The organism is Sphaerisporangium fuscum (assembly GCF_018531465.1).
GTDB classification, from domain to species: Bacteria; Actinomycetota; Actinomycetes; order Streptosporangiales; family Streptosporangiaceae; genus Sphaerisporangium; species Sphaerisporangium fuscum.
Genome location: NZ_JAHDTF010000030.1, coordinates 125,595 through 143,868, shown reverse-complemented (window position 1 = coordinate 143,868; position 18,274 = coordinate 125,595). Strand labels below are relative to the sequence as shown.

Here is an 18,274-nt window from a genome sequence, read left to right as displayed (position 1 = left end):
CCGCGGCTTCCCATGACACCAAACAGGCCGAGGACTCCCGGATGAGGACTTTCTCTACGTCTTTAAAGGCGGCCCGCTGCGCGGTCCGCCGGGCGCGCCGGTCGGTCTGCGTGCCCGGCTGCGGCCCTCGGCCGGTCCGGGCACGCACCGCCCGCGCGCCCGCAGAACGCAGCAGGGCCACCAAGACGTGACGAGCGCTCACCTCGTCCTCGCCGGTTTGGTCCGACCCGCCGTCGGCCTCCGGTCATCGATCACGTTGGAACCCGTCGAGCCCGTCCCGGTTAGGGCTCGTTCGACCTTTCCCCGTACTCTCACGGTTCCAGTCGGGCTCCCGCCGTGGTGGCTGACCTATGGGTGGGCCGTCATACTCATGCAGGTTGCGATCGCGCTGTGGCTGGACACCGCGCGGGGTTGAGGGCGATCGAAGGTCCGGGGCTTCGTCCCTCAGCCCCGGCCCGCCGAACGACCAGGTGACGCCCGGTGCGTGGCGGGCCGACGAGTGGCTCAGGAGATAAGAGGACTACGCCGCTCGATCGCGGTGACGTCCCGCCAGACACCGTGATGGCGGCCTATGCGTTCCCGAGTGCCGACGACCCGGAATCCGGCGCGGGCATGCAGGGTCAGGCTTGCGGAGTTCTCGGGGAAGATGCCTGATTGAATCGTCCAGATGCCAGCCTGCTCGGTGGAGGCGATCAAGGCGTGCAGCAGGGCGAGGCCGACACCCCGGTTTCGGGCGTCAGGGTGGACGTAGACAGAGTGTTCCACCACACCGGAGTAGACGCAGCGGTCGGAGACGGGGGAGGCCGCGACCCAGCCGAGTACTCGTCCAGCTTCATCCAGGGCGACATGTCGATGGTTCGGAAGCTTGGCGGCGTCGAACTGTTCCCAGGTGGGGGCGGTCGTCTCGAAGGTGGCTTGGCCCTCGTCAATGCCGAGCTGGTAGATCGCGAGCACTTCGGCGGCGTGTTCGGGCGTCATGGCCACGATGCGCGGCGCCGCCGTGCCCGTCTCTGTCCCAGCGGGGGGAAGGATCTCCGTGATTAGGGCACGTATCCGCGTCTCGATCTCGTCGCGGATCGGCCGGACGGCGTCCACCCCTTGCCCGGCGGGGTCGTCCAGGTGCCAGTCAAGGTAGCGCTTGCCGGGGAAGAACGGGCAGGTGTCCCCACAGCCCATGGTGATGACCACGTCGCTCGCCTGGACTGCTTCCGTGGTGAGCACTTTGGGGATCTCGGCGGAGATGTCGATGCCCACTTCCTTCATCGCCTCGACCACGGCCGGGTTCACCGCCTCGGCGGGAGTGGAGCCGGCAGAGCGGACCTGGACGCGGCCTTGCGTCAGGTGGGTGAGGAACGCGGCGGCCATCTGAGAGCGCCCGGCGTTGTGGACACAGACGAACAGCACGGACGGGGCGGTGGTGCTCATGGATGGGAACTTCCTTGCTCAGCGAAGGCGGCAGAGCCGACCTCACGGGACGAGGACCGGCGGGAATCCGTGGTGTCGTGGGGTGCGGAGTGCACGGGAGAGGAGCCGAAGACGATGTCGACCAGGACCAGGCCGACAACGGCGCCGAGGACTTGGGCGACGACGAACGGGCCGACCGAGGTCAGAGCGATGCCCGCGTAGGTGTCGGTGAACGCCCGCCCGATCGTCACGGCCGGGTTGGCGAAGCTGGTGGAGGAGGTGAACCAGTAGGCCGCCCCGATATAGGCCGCGACCGAGGCGGGCGCGAAGCGAGCATGACCGGTATGCGTCAGCCCGAATATCACCACGATCAAACCGGCGGTCGCCACCACTTCGGCCAGCCACAGATGCCCCGCGTGCCGCTGATGAGTGGACCAGGTCACCAGCGGGTGAGTGAACATCGCATTGGCCAGCACCGATCCACCGACCCCGCCGCACACCTGAGCCGCAGCGTAGGCGGCTACCTCGCGCAACGGCGGCCCTTGACCGTCTCGGCGGCCGGTCCACCAGGCGGCGAGCGAGACCAGGGGGTTGAAGTGCGCGCCGGAGACCGGCCCGAACACCGCGATCAACACGCCGAGCCCCAAGACGGTGGCAAGCGAGTTGGCCAGCAGAGCAACGCCGCCGTCCCTCGTCAGCCCGGCAGCTTGGATACCCGAGCCGACCACCACCGCGACCAGCGCGCCCGTACCGATCGCCTCGGCCGCCAGGCGCCGACCCAACGGGACAGCCCTGCCGCTCACGTGCGGGTAGCGGTCGAGACGGGAGCTTGGAGCAGGGTGGACAGGCGGTTCAACGCGACCGGCAGCACCCAGTAGTAGACCCACGTGCCGCGCCGTTCGGAGCCGACCAAACCCGCTTCACGCAGGACTTTCAGGTGGTGGGAGATCGTCGGTTGGGACACGTCGAACGGGCCGATCAGGTCACACACGCACGCCTCCCCGCCCTCATGCGAGGCGATCAGGGACAGCAGTCGCAGCCGTACCGGGTCTGACAGGGCCTTGAACATGCGCGCCAGCTCCGCCGCGTCCGTTTCGCCCAACGGTTCGCGGGCCATCGGGGTACAGCACGCCCCTGCCAGGTCGAGGACCGGCAGCTCTTGTTTCGACATAGGTCTATGTTGACATGGGTCTAATCAGGGTGGCAATGTCGCTGTATCGACAATCGTCGAAACAAGCCATCTTCGAGGGAGACCGTCATGTCCCGTGTTCAGCTCGCGTTGCGCGTCGCCGACCTGGAGGGCTCGATCGCCTTCTACTCCAAGCTGTTCGGCACCGAGCCCGCCAAGCTTCGCCCCGGCTACGCCAACTTCGCCATCACCGAGCCCCCGCTGAAGCTGGTGCTCATCGAAGGCGAGGCCGGCCAGGAGACCCGCATGGACCACCTCGGCGTCGAGGTCGAGGACACCGCCCAGGTCCAGGCCGCCACCCAGCGCCTCAAGGACGCCGGGCTCGCGACCTTCGAGGAGAACGACACCTCGTGCTGCTACGCCCTTCAGGACAAGGTCTGGGTCCACGGTCCCGGCAACGAGCCCTGGGAGGTCTACGTGGTCAAGGCCGACGCCGACACCCTCGGCAAGTCGGCCACGGGGGACTCGCAAACCTCCTGCGTCTGTGGGCAGGACGACAAGGCGGAGACGGCGGCGACCGACGCTAGAGGTGGATGCTGCTGACGGGCGAGACATGCTTGCTCAGCATTGTTCGCGGACAGGCAACTCTTGATCTTGCTAACGCGGATGCTAACTGCGTCCCGAGACGTCCGTAGACAGGGGTAGAAGGTGATCAAGTGGATCGGCCCTCTGACCAGGGGAGCGTAGATTCCAGGAGATGTCGGTAGAGGATCTTCTTCCGGCTTGTGCACCGTAGGTCAGGGGTTCGATTCCCCTCGTCGGCTCCCAGCTCGAAGGCCCCTTGCGATCTTCGCAAGGGGCCTTTGCTAACAATCGAAGGTCCTGGCCTTCGCCGGTTCACCGAGCGGCCAGGGGCGAGGGCGGGTCGCCTGATCGGCCTCGGCGCGTCGTTGGTCATTCGTTCACGTTCGGATAGCTGGGCTTGCGTGCCGGCCACCACCAGCCCTCACCCAACCGGCTGCACCGCCGGTAAAGTCAGCACTCCGTACTCATCGGGCACGTCCACCCAGCCACTCGAAGGCGTGTCCCTCGGCAGTGTCCCGTCCGTGGCCAGCTGGGCCAGCGCCGTGAACTTGCCGTGATGGATCACGAACCACGTACGTCCGAAGATCCCGTTCCAGGGCAGCAGCACAGCGGCGGCACACAGGATGACGGTCACACCGAGCACTCCGCCCTCGGCGAATCGGGTCCGCTCTCGGTGAACTGGCCTTGGGTGGTCGGTGTTCGCGGTGCTTGGGTGTGGGGATGGAGATCTTGGTACTGGGCGGGACGGCTTGGGTGGGCCGGGAGCTGTCGAGGCAGGCGATCGAGCGCGGTCATCAGGTGACATGCCTGGCTCGCGGCGAAAGCGGGCACGTCGCGGACGGCGCGAGACTGGTGGCCGCCGACCGGCGTGATCCGTCGGCGTATCAGCCCCTGCTCGGCCACGAATGGGATGCGGTCATCGAGGTGTCCTGGCAGCCCGGCTTCGTCCGTGGGGCGCTCGACGCGCTGGGCGGCAGAGCCAAGCATTGGATCTACGTCTCCTCCGGCAGCGCCTACGCCTCCCACGCCACGCTTGACGCGGACGAGTCCGCTGCCCTGCTCGCTCCGACCGATCGAAGCGAGGCCGACCGCGCGGTGTACGGCGAGGCGAAGGTCGCCTGCGAACAGGCCTCCACGGCGGCCGTGGGCGACCGCCTGCTGATCGCGCGCGCCGGGCTCATCGGCGGTCCCGGCGATCACAGCGGACGCTCCGGCTACTGGGTGGCCCGCGCCGCGCGTGATCCGCAAGGGCCGATGCTGGTCCCCGACGAGCCGGCCATGCCGACACAGGTCGTCGACGTGCGGGATCTCGCCGCCTGGCTGCTCGACGCCGCGCAGACGGGAAGCGTGGGCACGTTCGACGCCGTCGGCCCGGTCGTTCCGTTCGCGGAGTGGATCGAGCTGTCCCGTGCCGCCGGCGGGCACACCGGTCCGGTGGTCACCGCCGACTCGGCGTGGCTGCTCGCGAACGGTGTGGCCGAGTACATGGGGGACGAGTCGCTGCCGATGTGGCTCGTCGAGCCGGGATGGGAAGGATTCTCGGCCCGCAACGGATCCGCGGCGCGCGCCGCGGGGCTCCGTCATCGACCCCGGGCGGACCTGCTCGCCGACACGCTGGTGTGGGAACGCGAGCAGGGTCTGCACCGGGCACGACGTGCCGGGCTCAGCGCCCGGCGGGAACGCGAGTTGCTCGACGCTCTCGGGTGACACGGCGGCCGTGCCGGTCATGACCTGGTCCATCTCCGGGTGGCCTGGCCGGCGGCTCGCTGCTCGAGCGCCGGATGACGTCCGTTCCTCAACGGCCGCGACGCCCGAGCTCGGCGTTCAGCGCGTCCAGGTGGTGGGAGACCGGGCCCAGGGTGAGGAGGCCGGTGGCCGCGCCGGCCAGTTCGGCGGCGGCGGGGGTGAGGGCGGTCCGGGCGCGGCGCATGGTCTCGCGGTCGCCGAGTGCGACGGCCGCGCGTGCGGTCAGGCACCACAGGGCTTCCATCAACAGGTCGCGGGGCGGTTCCGGGACCTGCCGAAGCGCCGTCGTGGCCTTGTCCCGGCGCCCCAGGGCCAGGAGCAGCAGGGGGCGGACCCAGGGCTCGTACGGGCCCCAGTCGGTGTCCTCGCCGGCCCGGATCGGCAGATCGCGACGCAGGCGGTGGCACAGCAGCGCGAGCGGCAGCAGGCCTCGTTCCAGCCCCGGCATGCCGGCGCCGTCGAGCAGGGCGGCGGCGGCCCCGTAGGCCGTCTCGATCTCGCCGGTCGACGCCGGCCGGGTCGCGTCGAGGCGCAGGGCCCGGTACCACTGGGTGAAAACGTTCACCAGGGGCAGCTCATGGCGTGCGGACAGGCGTTCCGCGGCGCGGGCGTGTTCGTCGGCGCGGGAGAAGTCCGCGAGCGCGCTGCGGGCCTGGAGGCGGATGAGGTGCCCGAGCACCTCGTAGGTGACCAGGCCGTGCCGGGCGGACAGGGTGAGGAGTTCCGCGCCGATCCGGTCCCGCTCCGGAGCCAGGCCGGCGCGGTGGAAGGTCTGCATGAACACGGCGTTCAGGACGAACGCCAGCAGCGCGGGGTCGTCGAGGTGGCGGGCGATCTGTTCGGCCTCGCGGGCGGCCTCCGGTCCGCGCGGGGAGTGGGTGCCGCGGGACTCCAGGCCGATCGTGGCCAGCAGCCGGGCGCGCGTCGCCGCGGGGGCGCCCGGCGGGAGGGCGGCCAGGGTGCGTTCGGCCGCCGCGACGACCTGGGCGGCCTGCTCGGGGTCGTCGGACCGGGTCCAGATCGCCGGGACGTCGTACAAGCCGATCACACGCGCCGTCAGTTCGGCGTCGCCCAGTTCCTCGGCCGCCGCGATGGCCGCCACGCGGTGCCGGCGGGCCGCCTCCAGGCCGCTGCCGCCGGTCACCGCGAGGCTGCGCATCAGGCCGACCGTCGACTCCAGCCGGGCCCGGGCCCCGGACGGCACGGCCAGGTCGTACGCGGCGGCCACCTGCGTCCACACCCGTTCCGCCGCTTCGGCAGGCTCAGGCGGCGGGAAGGCCGCGGCCCGAGTCCGCACCCGTTCCACGGCCTCGGCCGGCGGTGCCGCCTCGCCTGGCCGCACCCGTTCCGCTCCGCCGGCCGGGGTATGGAGGTGAGGAGCCTGGCGGAGGATGTCGGTCTCCAGGCGGCGCAGGTCCGGACCCGGGTCCACTCCCAGGTGCTCGACCAGGAGGGTACGTGCCCGGCGCAGCACCGCGAGGGCGTCCCCCTGGCGGCCGGCGCGGTACAGGGCGAGGGCCAGCAGAGCCCAGGCGCCCTCGCGCCAGGGGTGCTCGGCCACGTGGGCGTCCAGATCGGGGACCGCTTCGGCGGCCAGCCCCAGGGCCAGCCGGGCCTCGGCCTGGCGTTCGAGGGCGTGCAGCCGCAGCTCGGCCAGGCGGGAACGCTCGGCGCGTAGCCAGTCCTGGTCGGCGAAGTCGGTGTAGGCGGGCCCGCGCCACCATCCGAGGGCCTCCTCCAGCCGCGCGAGCGCCTCCTCGGGCGGCAGCGTCGCGGCGGCGGTGACGGCCCGCTCGAAGCGCCAGGAGTCCACCGCGTCGGCCTCGGCCCGCAGGGCGTACCCCGGCCCTTCGGTGACCAGCAGCCGAGGCGCGGCGCGGGGCGGGCGGTCGGGTTCCAGGGCGCGGCGCAGCGCGGCCACGAACGTCCGTACGGCGCCCACCGCGCCCGGGGGCGGGTCCTCCCACAGGTCGTCGGCCAGGCGGGTGACCGGGACGACGCGGCGACGCGCGAGGATCAGCCGGGCCAGCACAGCGCGGTGCCGCGGCCCCTTCAAGCCGATCATGTCTCCGGCGTCGTCCCAGGCGACCACCGGCCCCAGCACCCCGAACGTGACCCGCACCGCTCGACCGTCCTCTCCAGGCATCACCCCTGGCCACGGTAGCGCGCTGACCGGATGCTCATCCGCGCGCGCCAGCATGGGGGCGAACACCATCTATCGAAGGAGAGCGGAACCATGGCACCTGCCATCCCCGGCTTCGACTACCAGCGGGTCCCCGTCGCCGACGGGGTGGCCCTCAACGCGGCCGTCGGGGGCTCGGGCAGCCCGGTCGTGCTGCTGCACGGCTTCCCCCAGACCCACCTGATGTGGCGGCACGTCGCCGCCGACTTGGCGGCCGACCACACGGTGATCTGCCCGGACCTGCGCGGGTACGGCGCCAGCGACAAGCCGGTCGAGGACGGCGCCGGAACCTACTCCAAGCGGACGATGGCGGCGGACGTCGTCGCCCTGGCCCGCGCGCTCGGTCACGAGCGTTTCGCGCTGGCGGGGCACGACCGCGGGGCCCTGGTGGCCTTCCGCGCCGGGCTCGACCATCCCCGGGCGATCAGCCATCTGGCCTGCCTGGACGTGTTGCCGACCCTCGACATGTGGGACGTGATGCGCGGCACCGCCGGGGCGATCGGCTTCCACCTGTACCTGATGGCCCAGCCCCCGGGCCTGCCCGAGAGGATGATCTCCGCGAGCGCGGACGCCTTCTTCGGGCACTTCCTCGACATCTGGGCCAACGACCCGCAGGCGATCCCCGCCGACGTCCGCGCGGCGTACCTGGCGGCGTGCCGCGACGCCGTCCCTTCGATCGTGGCCGACTACCGCGCCTCGGCGGGGATCGACGTCGAGCACGACCAGGTCGACCGGGATTTCGGCAACCGGCTGGCGATGCCGGTCACCGTGCTCCAGCAGGACTGGGGCGCGGCTCTCGGCTTCGACGCCGCCGCGCTGTGGGGCGCCTGGGCCGCCGACCTGCGGCACGGCACGGTCACCTGCGGTCACTTCATGGCCGAGGAGGCCCCGGCGGAGATCGCCGGGGCCCTTCGGGAGCTGCTCGACCGCTGAGCGGGGAACGGACGGTGGCCCCTCTCGCCGGCGACGCAGGCGAGAGGGGCCACCGTTCCCGCGCTCAGCCCCGCCTGGCGGGCGTCCAGCCGTACCCCCAGCCGCCCTGCACCATCGTCTGGAACGCCCAGCCGTCCTCGGTGCGGACCAGCAGGTCGGCGTAGTGCATGGTCTGCCGCTCACCCTCGATGGTCATGGTCGCGTCCGTCTCCACGACCACGAGGTTCTGGCTGATGAAGTGGGGCGTCCTCTTCGACTCCAGGCCGAGGCCGGCCGTGCCGCCGCCCATGGCGTCCTTCATCGCCTCGATGTACTCCTCCCGCGTCCACTGCCGGACCGCCGCGTGGCCACCGGGGACGTCGGTGGCGAGGTTCATCGGGAAGACCGCGAGACCGGCCAGCTCCTCGATCGCGCCGTGCTCCGCCAGCGCGTCGTACTCGGCGAACCACTCCTCGACGCTCTTCAGGTCCTCTGCGGTGGGCTGGTACATGGGTGTCCCCTTTCTCCGTACTATGTACATCGTACGGCATACGGAGTATGGCCGGACCCTATCGCCGAGGTGCCGCCCCGGGCGTCCAGACGAGGAGGCCGAGGCACATCTCGTCGCTGGTGCCGTCGCCCCAGACCACGTAGCGGGCCGGCTGCCCCTGCAGGGCGGGCAGCATCCCGCGCAGGCCGGCATCGTGGGTGCAGGTCACGCGGAAGGTGTCGCCGCGCTTGACGGTGACGGGTTCGGCCAGGGGACGGATGGCCTGGTCGTCGAAGTTGTAGACCGGGATGTCGAGGAGGGTGCGCGCGTCCGGCCTGCCGGGATTGAGCTCGATCTTGATGGAGCGTCCGAGCAGGTGCATGTGCCCGGCGACCGCGTAGATCGTGCCACCGGTCGGGGTCGGCTGGTCGCAGTGCTGCGTGGGACCGGGGACGGGCGGCTTGCCCTGGTTGCAGAACTGGTTGAGCTCGTTCACCGTCCGCTCGGCGTCCTGCCCGAAGCGGTGGGCGACGTCGCGGACGGCCGCGGCGCGGTCGCACAGCGGGCCCGACTCGCCCTGCGCGCAGGGCAGCTCGATGGGCGCGGGGAGCTGCGCCGTCTCCAGCGGGGTGAGGCCGGCCTTGCCGTCGGTGAGCCGCAGCCGGATCGCCGACTGGTCGCTCTCACCCGGCTTGCCCTGGGTGGCGAGCAGGTTGTAGTGGATCTGCAGGACCAGGCGGCTCCCGGGGGGCAGGGGGTAGCCGACCTTCTGCTTGAGCAGCGTCTCGTTGGCGCCCGGAGCCCAGTGGCCGATCCACGAGTCCCCGTCGACGCCGGTGTCACCGAAGCACGTCCACCCCTCGCCGGGGGTGCGGGCGTCGAGGTCCTGGGCGGCCCGTGCCTTGTCCGGCGGGAGGCGGAAGACGATCGCGTGGTGCACGATCGCGCTGTTCTGCGGCAGGAACTGGCTGCCGGTGAGGAATGCCTTCTGCTTCAGGCCGGGGTCGATCAGGAAGCAGCGGTACTCGTCGGTGCCGCCCGAGGGCGCCGCCGGCGTGTACGGCTGGGGCAGCTTCAGCTCGACGAACCTTTCGGAGGCCCGTAACGGCTGAGGTGGCGGGGCCTTGAACGGCTGCCCGTGGCCGGTGTGCGTCCCGGCGGTCACGGCCGGGCTCGAGGAATGGGCGCCGGCCGCGTGCTCCTGGCCGACGTTCGCCACCGAGCCGCCGGTGGACTGGGACGGCGCGCACGCGGCGATGAGAAGGGCTGTGGCGAAGGTCGCGGCTGCTCCGGCGAGCACGGGGTGTTTCATGACGGCCTCCTGCTCTGCCCGCGCCGGCGGCCGCCGAGGGCGGGCCGGCGCCGGGGATACGGGTTCTCCGATCCCCAGCCTCACCCGCCCTCTCGCGGATCTCCATCCCCCTCAAGGCCGAAGTCTCGTCATCCGTCCGACCGATGCCGCCCTGAGGCGTCCCTGAGGCGTCCCGCCGTCAGCCCATGTACGGCGGGGCCACGCCCCAGCCCCAGTGCGGCACGGGGGCCTGCTGTACCGGCTTGGCGTCCGGCTGCGAGTTGGCGAACGCCAGGCGCGTGCCCCACTCGATGTATCCGGCGAACGCCGCACGGAACTCCGGGTCGTCCGGCAGCCCGACCTCGTCGGCGGAGTCCATCAGCAGGCTCACCCACCGGCGGCGCTGCTTCTCGGTGATCGCCTTGCCGAGGTGCATCCTCAGCATGTGGGGATAGCCGCCCCGCTCGTCGGTGTACCTGGCGGGACCGCCGAAGACCTCCGACAGCCACATGGCGACGTAGTGGGGGTGCCGGGGGTCCATGTGGGCGAACAGCGGCCCGATGAGCTCGTCGGCCTTGACCAGCTCGTAGAACCTCTCGGTGAGCCGCTCGAACGCCTCGCTCCCGCCCGCCCAGTCGTACATGGTGGGGACCGAGCCGCCCGCGCCGCGAACGGCCGTCCGCTCGTAGTGGCGCATCTCCTCGATCGCCTCGACGTACGGCCGGATCTCGGCGAAGAACTCCGGGAACAGCTCGCCGCGCCGGAAGCCCTCCAGGTGGTCCTTCGCGGAGGTCCAGGTGATGCGCAGGATGTAGGAAGCGGGCTCGTCGACGCATCTGCTGAGCTCGTAGTCGACGCATTGGGGCGCCTTGGCGAGGGAGAGGGAGGCCTTCCGGTAGGCCTCTTCGAACTCCGCCGACCGCTCCTCGGGGATGCGGTAGCGGATGTATTCCACGATCATGAGCCGACCGCCTTCAATGGGATGAACAACTCGCGGAGGATCCTACCCATATCGCTGTAATCCTGTAATCAGTCCTTCAAGCGAGACAGCAGGGCGGGCAGTTCGTTCTCGTGCACGACGGTCAGCCGGCGGGTCGCCCGGGTGATCGCGACGTACAGGTCCTGGCCTCCTTTGGGTGACTGGCGCACGATCTCGTCCGGCGCGAGCACGATCACCGAGTCGAACTCCAGCCCCTTCGACTGCGTCGCCGTCAGCACCACCGCGGGGGAGTCGAGCGCGTCGGCCGTCAGCGTCGAGGCGGCCTCGGGGAGCAGGGCGGCGACCTCGCGGTGCCGCGCGTCGGGCGCGATCACCGCCAGGCGTCCCTCGCCGATCTCCGCGAGCTCCGCCTCCACCAGCGCCGGCAGCTCGGCGCACCCGGCGCGTACGGCCCTCGGCGGGGCCTCGCCGTCGCGTACGGAGATCGGCGGCTCCTGATCGGGGGCGACCGCGCGGAGCACGTCGGCGGCGACCTCCATGATCTCGGCGGGGGTCCGGTAGTTGACCAGCAGCCGCGCCTCCCGCCAGCGGCCCTTCACGTACGGGTCGAGCATCTCGCCCCACGACCGGGCGCCGGCGGCCGAGCCGGTCTGGGCGATGTCGCCCACCACGGTCAGCGAGCGCGCGGGGATGCGGCGCATGACGGTGCGCCACGCCATCGCCGACAGCTCCTGCGCCTCGTCCACGATGACGTGCCCGTACACCCAGGTGCGGTCGCGGGCCGCCCGGTCGGCGGTCGTGAGGCCGGACGTCTCCTCCTGCCGGTCGGCCAGGACGCCCGCGTCGAACAGCTCGGCCTCGGCCAGACCGGTGATCTCCAGCACCTCGCGGGCGTACAGCTCCTCTTCGCCGCGTTCGCGGGCGGCCGTCCGCCGCGCGGCCCTGCCCTCGACGTCGTCCTCGCCGAGCAGTTCGGCGGCCTCGTCGAGCAGCGGGACGTCCCCGGTCGTCCACGGCGCGCCCCGCGGTCGTACCAGCACCGCCTGCTCCTCCGGCCGCAGCCCGCCGGCCGAACGCAGGGCTCCCGGATCGGACAGCAGCTCACCGACCAGCCGTTCGGGTGTGAGCCGCGGCCACAGCTCGTCCAGCGCCGCGCGCACGCGGGGGTCGCGCCACAGCAGGGCCCGCGCGTAGGCGAGGTCCCCGTCCTCCAGTGGGCGGTCGAGCCGGCGGGCCTCGTCGAGCGCGAGCGCGGTCAGCATCGAGTCGACGAACAGCTTGCGTGCGACGTTGTGGGGATTGCGGACGGCACGGGCCCGGTCCCGGGCGCGCACGCAGGTCTCGTGGGCGACGCGCAGGGTCGTCCAGTCCACCACGACCTCGACGCCGCCGCGCACCGAGGTCCTCGCCTCGATCTTCACCTCGAAGTCGCCCTCGGGGACGCGCTGCCGGTCGCGCACCGCCCCCTTGAGCACCTCCACCATGCGCGGATCACCCTTGACGACCGCCGCCTCGGGCGTGTCGGCCGCGGTGGCCCGCACGCCGGGGTACAGCTCGCCGACCGTGGTCAGCACCACGTCGGTCTCGCCCAGGGAGGGGAGCACCTGGCCGATGTAGCGCAGGAACACCGGATTCGGCCCGATGATCAGTACTCCGCGGCGCCGGAGGGTGTCCCGGTGGGCGTACAGCAGGTACGCGGCCCGGTGCAGCGCCGCGACGGTCTTGCCCGTCCCGGGCCCTCCCTGCACGACCAGCGCCCCGGCGAGTCCAGAGCGGATCACCTGGTCCTGCTCGGCCTGGATGGTGGCCACCACGTCGCCCATCCGCCCGGTACGGCCCCGGCGCAGCGCCGCCAGGAGCGCGGCCTCACCGACGAGGGTGCGGCGGTCGGGCTCGCTCATCCGCCGCAGGTCGAACACCTCGTCGTCGAGGTCCACCACCTCCCGGCCGCGGGTGTGCAGGTGGCGGCGCCGTACCAGCCCGCCGGGGTCGCTCGGGGTGGCGGTGTAGAACGGGCGGGCGGCGGGGGCGCGCCAGTCGACGAGCACCAGTTCGTCGTGCGCGTCGCGGAGGCCGACCCTGCCGATGTAGTACGTCTCGCCGCCGGCGTCGTCGATGCGGCCGAAGCACAGGCCTCGCTCGACCCCGGAGAGCTGGGAGACGCGGCGGGCGTGCTCGTGGGCCGCCACGTCGCGCTCCAGGCGGGCCTGGTGCGTGCCGCCGGCGGTGCCGCTCGCGTGTTCGCGGCGCAGTGCCGCCTCGGCGCGTTCACGAACCGCGTCCAGTCGGTCGTACAGCATCGAGACGTAGGTCTGTTCGGCTTGGATGGCTTGGGCGCGGACCGGGTCGGATGCGCGATGCTCCATCGTGTGGTAAAATCCTTACGGGTAGATGTGCATCAATGGGTAAAGAAAGTGCCGAACGGTAGAGCCTAGCAGCTCCCGTTCTCCCCGCGCATCCACCCATGCCGTCCAGCCGGTTCCCGGTCAGGCGGCCCGCAGGATCTCCACCGCGTCGTCCGCCGACTCGTAGGTCTCGAAGTGATGATCGAGGTGCGTGATGGTCAGCAGCCTGGAGATCATGCCGGGTACCACCGCGAACACCACCCGTCCGCCCGTCTCCCGCACCCGGGTGTAGGTGCCGACCAGGAGTCCGAGGCCGGCGGAGTCGCAGAAGGTCGTCTTCGTCAGATCGAGCACCAGACAGGGGCGCCTGGTCGCTCTCATCACGCCGTCGAGTTCCGCGCGGAGCAGGGGAACCGCGTTCATGTCCAGTTCGCCGGCCACCTCCACGACAGTGCATGCCCCTTCCTGTCGCCGGCGGATCTCCAGCCCTCTCGCGCGCGCTGGGTATGCCAATGTGATCACCTCCCTGTTGCGAACTTGTTACCCTGACAGAAGGGCAATAAGCGTCCATAGGCAAACAAGCAGGTCTTCCTGGTGATGCAAAGGCGCTGATTGCGCCGGTGGTCGGTTACATAATGTTCCGTAATGAAGACGGAAAGTAATGGGCTGGTCGACGTGAGCATCGTGGTGCCCGTCCACAACTGCCGCCCCTATCTCGACCGCTGCCTGACCTCGCTGCTCCGGCAGTCCGTCAGCAAGGAGATCGTCGTCGTCGACGACGGATCCACCGACGGCAGCCGCGACCTGCTGGCCGACTACGCCGCGAGGTTCCCCGAGATACGGGTCACCTACGAGCAGGCGTCGGGCGGCGCCGGCCGTCCCCGCAACCACGCGATGGCCCGGGCGGGAGGCCGGTACGTCTTCTTCTGCGACGCCGACGACCACCTCGGCCCCGAGGCTCTGCCGCGCATGGTGGAGATGGCCGACCGCAACGGCTCCGACATCGTGCTCGGCAAGATGGTGGGCCACGGGCGCAAGGTCCCCGCCTCGATGTTCCGGGAGAACCTCGACCACGCGCCGCTCGGCGAGACCACGGTCTACAACACCCTCCACTGCTTCAAGCTGTTCCGCCGTGAGCTGCTGGTGCGGCACCGCATCCTCTTCGACGAGTCGCTGCGCGTCGGCGAGGACATCCTCTTCTCCGTCCACGCCTACTGCCACGCCGAGACGATCTCCGTGGTCGCCGACCACGACTGCTACCACCTGGTGGCGCGCCCCGACGGCAGCAGCCTCACCCAGCAGCCCGGCGGACGCGACCCGCTGGCCTGGTTACGGATGATCCGCACGCCGATCGAGCTCATGCTCCGCCACATCCCCGCCGGACCGCTGCGCGACCACCTCCTGCGGCGGCACTTCCGTTTCGACATCCTCGGCCAGCTCGGCACGCCGTTCCTGACGGCCGACCCGGCCGCGCGGCCCGCGATCGTCCGCGAGATCTCCGAGATGTGCGCCACCTGGCTGACCGACGGCGTCCTCGACCGGCTGCGTCCGATCGACCGGCTGCGGGCGGCCTCGCTCGGCGACGTCGACAGGCTGGTACGGCTGGCGCGCGTCGAGGCGGCCGAGATCCACCGCCGCCTCACCGGGCTCGAATGGGCGGGCGACCGGCTGCAGGTGTCCGGCCGCGCCTCGCTCAGCGACTCCTGGAACGGCGTCACGGTCGGACTGCTGCTTCGTGAGCGTTCCAGCGCTGCCGAGCGCAGGGTGCCGGTGACCTGCGTCGCCGACGTCTTCGCGGGCGGTGTCGAGGTGTCGCGGCTGCCCCCCGGCGTCTGGGACATGTACGTCGTGATCGCGTGCGAGGGGGTACGCCGGGTGGCGAGGTTCGGCGCCGATCGCGATCCCGGCGTCACCCCTCCCGGGCCGCGTCTCACCTCGGCCGTCGCCGTCCCCTACCTCACGCGCCCCCACGGCAACCTCAGCATCGACGTCGGCGGGTACGTCGCGTCCGTCCCCGGCGCCGTGCGCCTGACCCACGCCGCCTGGAGCGGCAAGGGCACCTTGACCATCGAGGGAACGGTCACCGCCGGGGAGGACATCCCGGCCGCGCGCTGCGTCCGGCAGGTGGTCTGGCGGGAACGCTCCACGGGCAGCGAGCGCCGTACGCCCGCCTCCGCCGTCGGCGACACCCGGTTCACGGCCACGGCCACGCTCGACGTCCCCGGCACGTGGGAGGCGGCGCTGGAGCTCAACCTCGGCGGGCCGCCGGTGCGCTACCCCGTCCAGGTGGGGGAGGCCGAGATCGCCAAGCTCGGACCGGGCGTGGCCTGGTGGCGGGGGCGGCGGCGCTGGACGGCGCTGGCGCGGGCGTCCAAGGTCCGGCGCAAGCTCGTCGTCACGGTCCGCTCCCGCAGCCCCAGGTCCGTGGTCCGCCGCACGATCCGCATCCACCGCTGAGGCCGTTCCCCCAGGGCGACCCCTGGTTCTTCCGGAGTGCAGGGGTGTCCCTTCCCCCTATCCCCGGGGTGCGCATACCCCAGCGAATCATCCGTTACTGCCACTCTCTTGCACCTACAAGCCGATGGCCTAGAGTTGGCACAAGTCGATCCATCGGAGGCTCCTGGTGCACGTACCAGATGGTTTCTTCAACGCGCCGGTCTCTATCGCCGCCGGTGCGTTCGCGGCCGCCGGCCTCGGCGTCTGCCTCCGCGGCGCGCGGCGCGAGCTCGACGACCGCACCGCGCCCATGGCGGGCCTGGTGGCGGCCTTCATCTTCGCCGTCCAGATGCTCAACTTCCCCGTGGCGGCCGGCACCAGCGGCCACCTGCTCGGCGGCACGCTCGCCGCGGTCTTGGTCGGCCCATACACAGCCGTCCTGTGCGTCGCCGTGGTGTTGCTCGTCCAAGGCTTCTTCTTCGCCGACGGCGGCCTGACCGCGCTCGGCGTCAACATCAGCCTGATGGCGATCGTGACCGCGGCGGTCGGCTGGGCGGTGTTCCGGCTCGTCGTGCGCGCCGTCCCGCGCGGCCGGGCGATCATCCCCGTGGCCGCCTTCGCCGGCGCCGTCATCTCCGTCCCGGTGGCCGCGCTGATCTTCACGGTGCTGTTCTGGATCGGCGGCACCGCCCCCATCGACGTCTCGTCCGTGGCGGTCGCCATGGGCGGCGTGCACGTCCTGATCGGCATCGGCGAGGGCGTGATCACGGCGCTGACCGTGAGCAGCGTGCTGGCCGTGCGCCCCGACCTGGTGTACGGCGCGCGGGGCCTGACCGCCCCGCTGGTGCTGCGCTCGGCCGACGGCACCACCAGCGAGGTCGCCTCGACCCCGGCTCCGGCCCCGGCCCCGGCCCCGGCGCGCAGCGCCCGCCCGCTGCTGATCGGCGGCGCGCTGGTCGCGGTGCTCCTCGCCGGCTTCGTCTCCTTCTACGCCTCCAGCAGCCCCGACGGCCTTGAGAAGGTCGCGGGCGACAAGGGCCTCGACGTCAACGAGAAGGGCCACGCGATGAACGGCTCGCCGCTGGCCGACTACGGCGTCAAGGGCATCGGCAACGAGCGCCTGGCGGTCGGCGTCGCCGGGGTCGCGGGTGTCGGCATCACCGTCGTGGCCGGTGGCGCGATCTTCTACGCGGTACGGCGCCGCAACCGCGACCAGGAACGGGCGCACGTCTAAATGGGCGCCGGACACCACCACGAGCTGTACCGGCCGGGCGACACCGTCGTCCACCGCCTGCCGCCACAGTGCAAGCTGCCCGCCGTGGCGGCCTTCGCGGTGGTCGTCGTCGCGACCCCGAGGGACGCCTTCTGGGCCTTCGGGGTCTACGTCCTGCTGCTCGCGGCGGTCGCCGCCCTCGCCCGGATCCCGGCGGCGTTCGTGCTGCGCCGCATGGTGATCGAGATCCCCTTCGTCGTCTTCGCCGTCGTGCTGCCGGTCATCGGGCTGGGCGAGCGCGTCGAGGTGCTGGGGCTGTCGCTCAGCGCCGAGGGCCTGTGGGCCGCGTGGAACATCCTCGCCAAGGCCACCCTCGGCGTCGTGGCGAGCATTCTGCTGGCCGCCACGACCGAGCCGCGCATGATGCTGCTCGGCGCGCAGCGCCTGCGCCTGCCGCCGCTGCTGGTGCAGATCGCGATGTTCATGCTGCGTTACATGGACGTCATCCTCGACGAGATGCGCCGCATGCGGGTCGCTCGCGAGGCCCGCGGCTTCGTCGCCCGCGACGTGCGCCACCTGCCCGTCATCGCCAAGTCGGCGGGCGCGCTGTTCATCCGCTCCTACGAACGCGGCGAACGGGTCCACCTGGCGATGCTGAGCAGGGGGTACAACGGCTCGATGCCGGTCATCCATGATCTGAGCGCGTCGGGGGCCGACTGGGCCACCGCCGCGCTCCTGCCCGCCGCGGCGCTGGCGACCGCCGTCCTTTCCTGGAGCGTCCTTTGAGCACCAACCCGCCTTCCCTGCGCGTCAGCGAGCTGGCCTACGCCTATCCCGACGGCACGCAGGCGCTGTTCGGCGTCGACCTGACCATCGAGCGCGGCGAGCGCGTGGCCCTGCTCGGACCGAACGGCGCGGGCAAGACCACTCTCGTCATGCACCTCAACGGCATCCTGACCGGCGGGCACGGCTCGGTGGAGGTCGCGGGCCTGCCGGTGCGCAAGAACACGCTGGGCGAGATCCGGCGGCGTGTAGGGCTGGTGTTCCAGGACCCCGACGACCAGCTGTTCATGCCGACGGTCCGCGAGGACGTCGCGTTCGGTCCGGCCAACCTCGGCGTGCGCGGCCCGGAGCTGGAGCTCCGGGTCAGGGAGGCGCTCGACCGGGTGGGCCTGCCCGACGTGATCGACCGGCCGCCGCACCATCTGTCGTTCGGGCAGCGGCGCCGGGTCGCCGTCGCCACCGTGCTCGCGATGCGGCCCGAGATCCTCGTGCTGGACGAGCCGTCGTCGAACCTCGACCCCGCCTCGCGGCGTGAGCTCGCCGAGATCCTGCGCTCGCTGGACGTCACCGTGCTCATGGTCACCCACGACCTGCCGTACGCCCTGGAGCTGTGCGAGCGCTCGCTCATCCTGTCCGGGGGCGTGATCGCGGCCGACGCGCCGACGCGCGACATCCTCGCCGACCCCGACCTTCTCGCCGCCCACCGCCTGGAATTGCCGTACGGATTCGCGGTGGCCGAGCGGTCGCACTGAGCCTGTACGCGTACTCTCGGCCCCCACCTGGGAGGAATCGGCCCGATCTTCTGGTGGCGAACCTTC

General features: G+C 71.5%; 17 protein-coding genes. 7 read left to right on the top strand and 10 right to left on the bottom strand.

Annotated elements, in window-relative coordinates; genetic code table 11:
• Window positions 1-504: 504 nt before the first annotated feature.
• Genes KIK05_RS49520 through KIK05_RS34230 form a run of 3 tightly spaced genes read right to left on the bottom strand, consistent with a single transcriptional unit; the run spans window position 505 to window position 2,575 of the window.
• Window positions 505-1,425: a GNAT family N-acetyltransferase gene (locus KIK05_RS49520; protein WP_372455632.1), complete on the bottom strand. Its 921-nt coding sequence runs from the start codon at window positions 1,423-1,425 to the stop codon at window positions 505-507.
• Window positions 1,422-2,186, bottom strand: a complete 765-nt coding sequence (locus KIK05_RS34235; RefSeq protein ID WP_214414982.1) for an aquaporin — start codon at window positions 2,184-2,186, stop codon at window positions 1,422-1,424. Before KIK05_RS34235 ends, KIK05_RS49520 begins: the two co-directional genes overlap by 4 nt.
• Window positions 2,187-2,203: 17 nt before the next feature.
• On the bottom strand, window positions 2,204-2,575 hold the full coding sequence (locus tag KIK05_RS34230; RefSeq protein ID WP_214414981.1) for an ArsR/SmtB family transcription factor: 372 nt from the start codon (window positions 2,573-2,575) through the stop codon (window positions 2,204-2,206).
• 87 nt (window positions 2,576-2,662) lie between these two features.
• Here KIK05_RS34230 and KIK05_RS34225 point away from each other — a divergent pair, with 87 nt between their 5' ends.
• Complete coding sequence (locus tag KIK05_RS34225) at window positions 2,663-3,136, top strand: ArsI/CadI family heavy metal resistance metalloenzyme (RefSeq protein ID WP_214414980.1); 474 nt, start codon at window positions 2,663-2,665, stop codon at window positions 3,134-3,136.
• A gap of 403 nt (window positions 3,137-3,539) precedes the next feature.
• On the opposite strand, the gene KIK05_RS34220 is transcribed toward KIK05_RS34225, so the two are convergent.
• Entirely contained in the window at window positions 3,540-3,752 is a 213-nt protein-coding gene (locus KIK05_RS34220) for a hypothetical protein (RefSeq protein WP_214414979.1), read from the bottom strand.
• 86 nt (window positions 3,753-3,838) lie between these two features.
• On the opposite strand from KIK05_RS34220, the gene KIK05_RS34215 reads away from it, so the two are divergent.
• The gene (locus KIK05_RS34215) at window positions 3,839-4,825 is read left to right on the top strand and encodes an NAD-dependent epimerase/dehydratase family protein (protein ID WP_214414978.1); all 987 of its coding nucleotides are present in this window, start codon (window positions 3,839-3,841) and stop codon (window positions 4,823-4,825) included.
• Between the two features lie 88 nt (window positions 4,826-4,913).
• On the opposite strand, the gene KIK05_RS34210 is transcribed toward KIK05_RS34215, so the two are convergent.
• Window positions 4,914-6,986, bottom strand: coding sequence for an AfsR/SARP family transcriptional regulator (locus KIK05_RS34210; protein WP_308250218.1), 2,073 nt, complete (start codon window positions 6,984-6,986; stop codon window positions 4,914-4,916).
• Window positions 6,987-7,100: 114 nt separating this feature from the next.
• Here KIK05_RS34210 and KIK05_RS34205 point away from each other — a divergent pair, with 114 nt between their 5' ends.
• The gene (locus tag KIK05_RS34205) at window positions 7,101-7,979 is read left to right on the top strand and encodes an alpha/beta fold hydrolase (protein ID WP_214414977.1); all 879 of its coding nucleotides are present in this window, start codon (window positions 7,101-7,103) and stop codon (window positions 7,977-7,979) included.
• Between the two features lie 64 nt (window positions 7,980-8,043).
• Here KIK05_RS34205 and KIK05_RS34200 read toward each other — a convergent pair whose 3' ends face one another.
• The 5 genes from KIK05_RS34200 to KIK05_RS34180 form a co-directional block, all read right to left on the bottom strand.
• Window positions 8,044-8,469: a nuclear transport factor 2 family protein gene (locus tag KIK05_RS34200; protein ID WP_214414976.1), complete on the bottom strand. Its 426-nt coding sequence runs from the start codon at window positions 8,467-8,469 to the stop codon at window positions 8,044-8,046.
• Between the two features lie 58 nt (window positions 8,470-8,527).
• Window positions 8,528-9,760 (bottom strand): monooxygenase, encoded by a 1,233-nt coding sequence (locus KIK05_RS34195; protein ID WP_214414975.1) that lies wholly within the window; start codon window positions 9,758-9,760, stop codon window positions 8,528-8,530.
• Window positions 9,761-9,938: 178 nt separating this feature from the next.
• The gene (locus KIK05_RS34190) at window positions 9,939-10,700 is read right to left on the bottom strand and encodes a group II truncated hemoglobin (RefSeq protein WP_214414974.1); all 762 of its coding nucleotides are present in this window, start codon (window positions 10,698-10,700) and stop codon (window positions 9,939-9,941) included.
• A gap of 68 nt (window positions 10,701-10,768) precedes the next feature.
• Window positions 10,769-13,045, bottom strand: a complete 2,277-nt coding sequence (locus KIK05_RS34185; protein ID WP_214414973.1) for a HelD family protein — start codon at window positions 13,043-13,045, stop codon at window positions 10,769-10,771.
• A gap of 120 nt (window positions 13,046-13,165) precedes the next feature.
• The gene (locus KIK05_RS34180) at window positions 13,166-13,546 is read right to left on the bottom strand and encodes an STAS domain-containing protein (protein WP_308250217.1); all 381 of its coding nucleotides are present in this window, start codon (window positions 13,544-13,546) and stop codon (window positions 13,166-13,168) included.
• Window positions 13,547-13,669: 123 nt separating this feature from the next.
• Here KIK05_RS34180 and KIK05_RS34175 point away from each other — a divergent pair, with 123 nt between their 5' ends.
• The 4 genes from KIK05_RS34175 to KIK05_RS34160 all read left to right on the top strand — a co-directional run bounded on the left by KIK05_RS34175 (window position 13,670) and on the right by KIK05_RS34160 (window position 18,208).
• Window positions 13,670-15,481: a glycosyltransferase family 2 protein gene (locus KIK05_RS34175; RefSeq protein WP_214414972.1), complete on the top strand. Its 1,812-nt coding sequence runs from the start codon at window positions 13,670-13,672 to the stop codon at window positions 15,479-15,481.
• Between the two features lie 166 nt (window positions 15,482-15,647).
• Window positions 15,648-16,694: an energy-coupling factor ABC transporter permease gene (locus tag KIK05_RS34170; protein ID WP_214414971.1), complete on the top strand. Its 1,047-nt coding sequence runs from the start codon at window positions 15,648-15,650 to the stop codon at window positions 16,692-16,694.
• A complete protein-coding gene (gene cbiQ, locus KIK05_RS34165; protein ID WP_214414970.1) occupies window positions 16,695-17,459 on the top strand; it encodes a cobalt ECF transporter T component CbiQ in 765 nt (254 codons plus the stop codon).
• Complete coding sequence (locus KIK05_RS34160; RefSeq protein WP_214414969.1) at window positions 17,456-18,208, top strand: energy-coupling factor ABC transporter ATP-binding protein; 753 nt, start codon at window positions 17,456-17,458, stop codon at window positions 18,206-18,208. The genes cbiQ and KIK05_RS34160 overlap by 4 nt, the downstream gene beginning before the upstream one ends.
• Window positions 18,209-18,274: the final 66 nt, after the last annotated feature.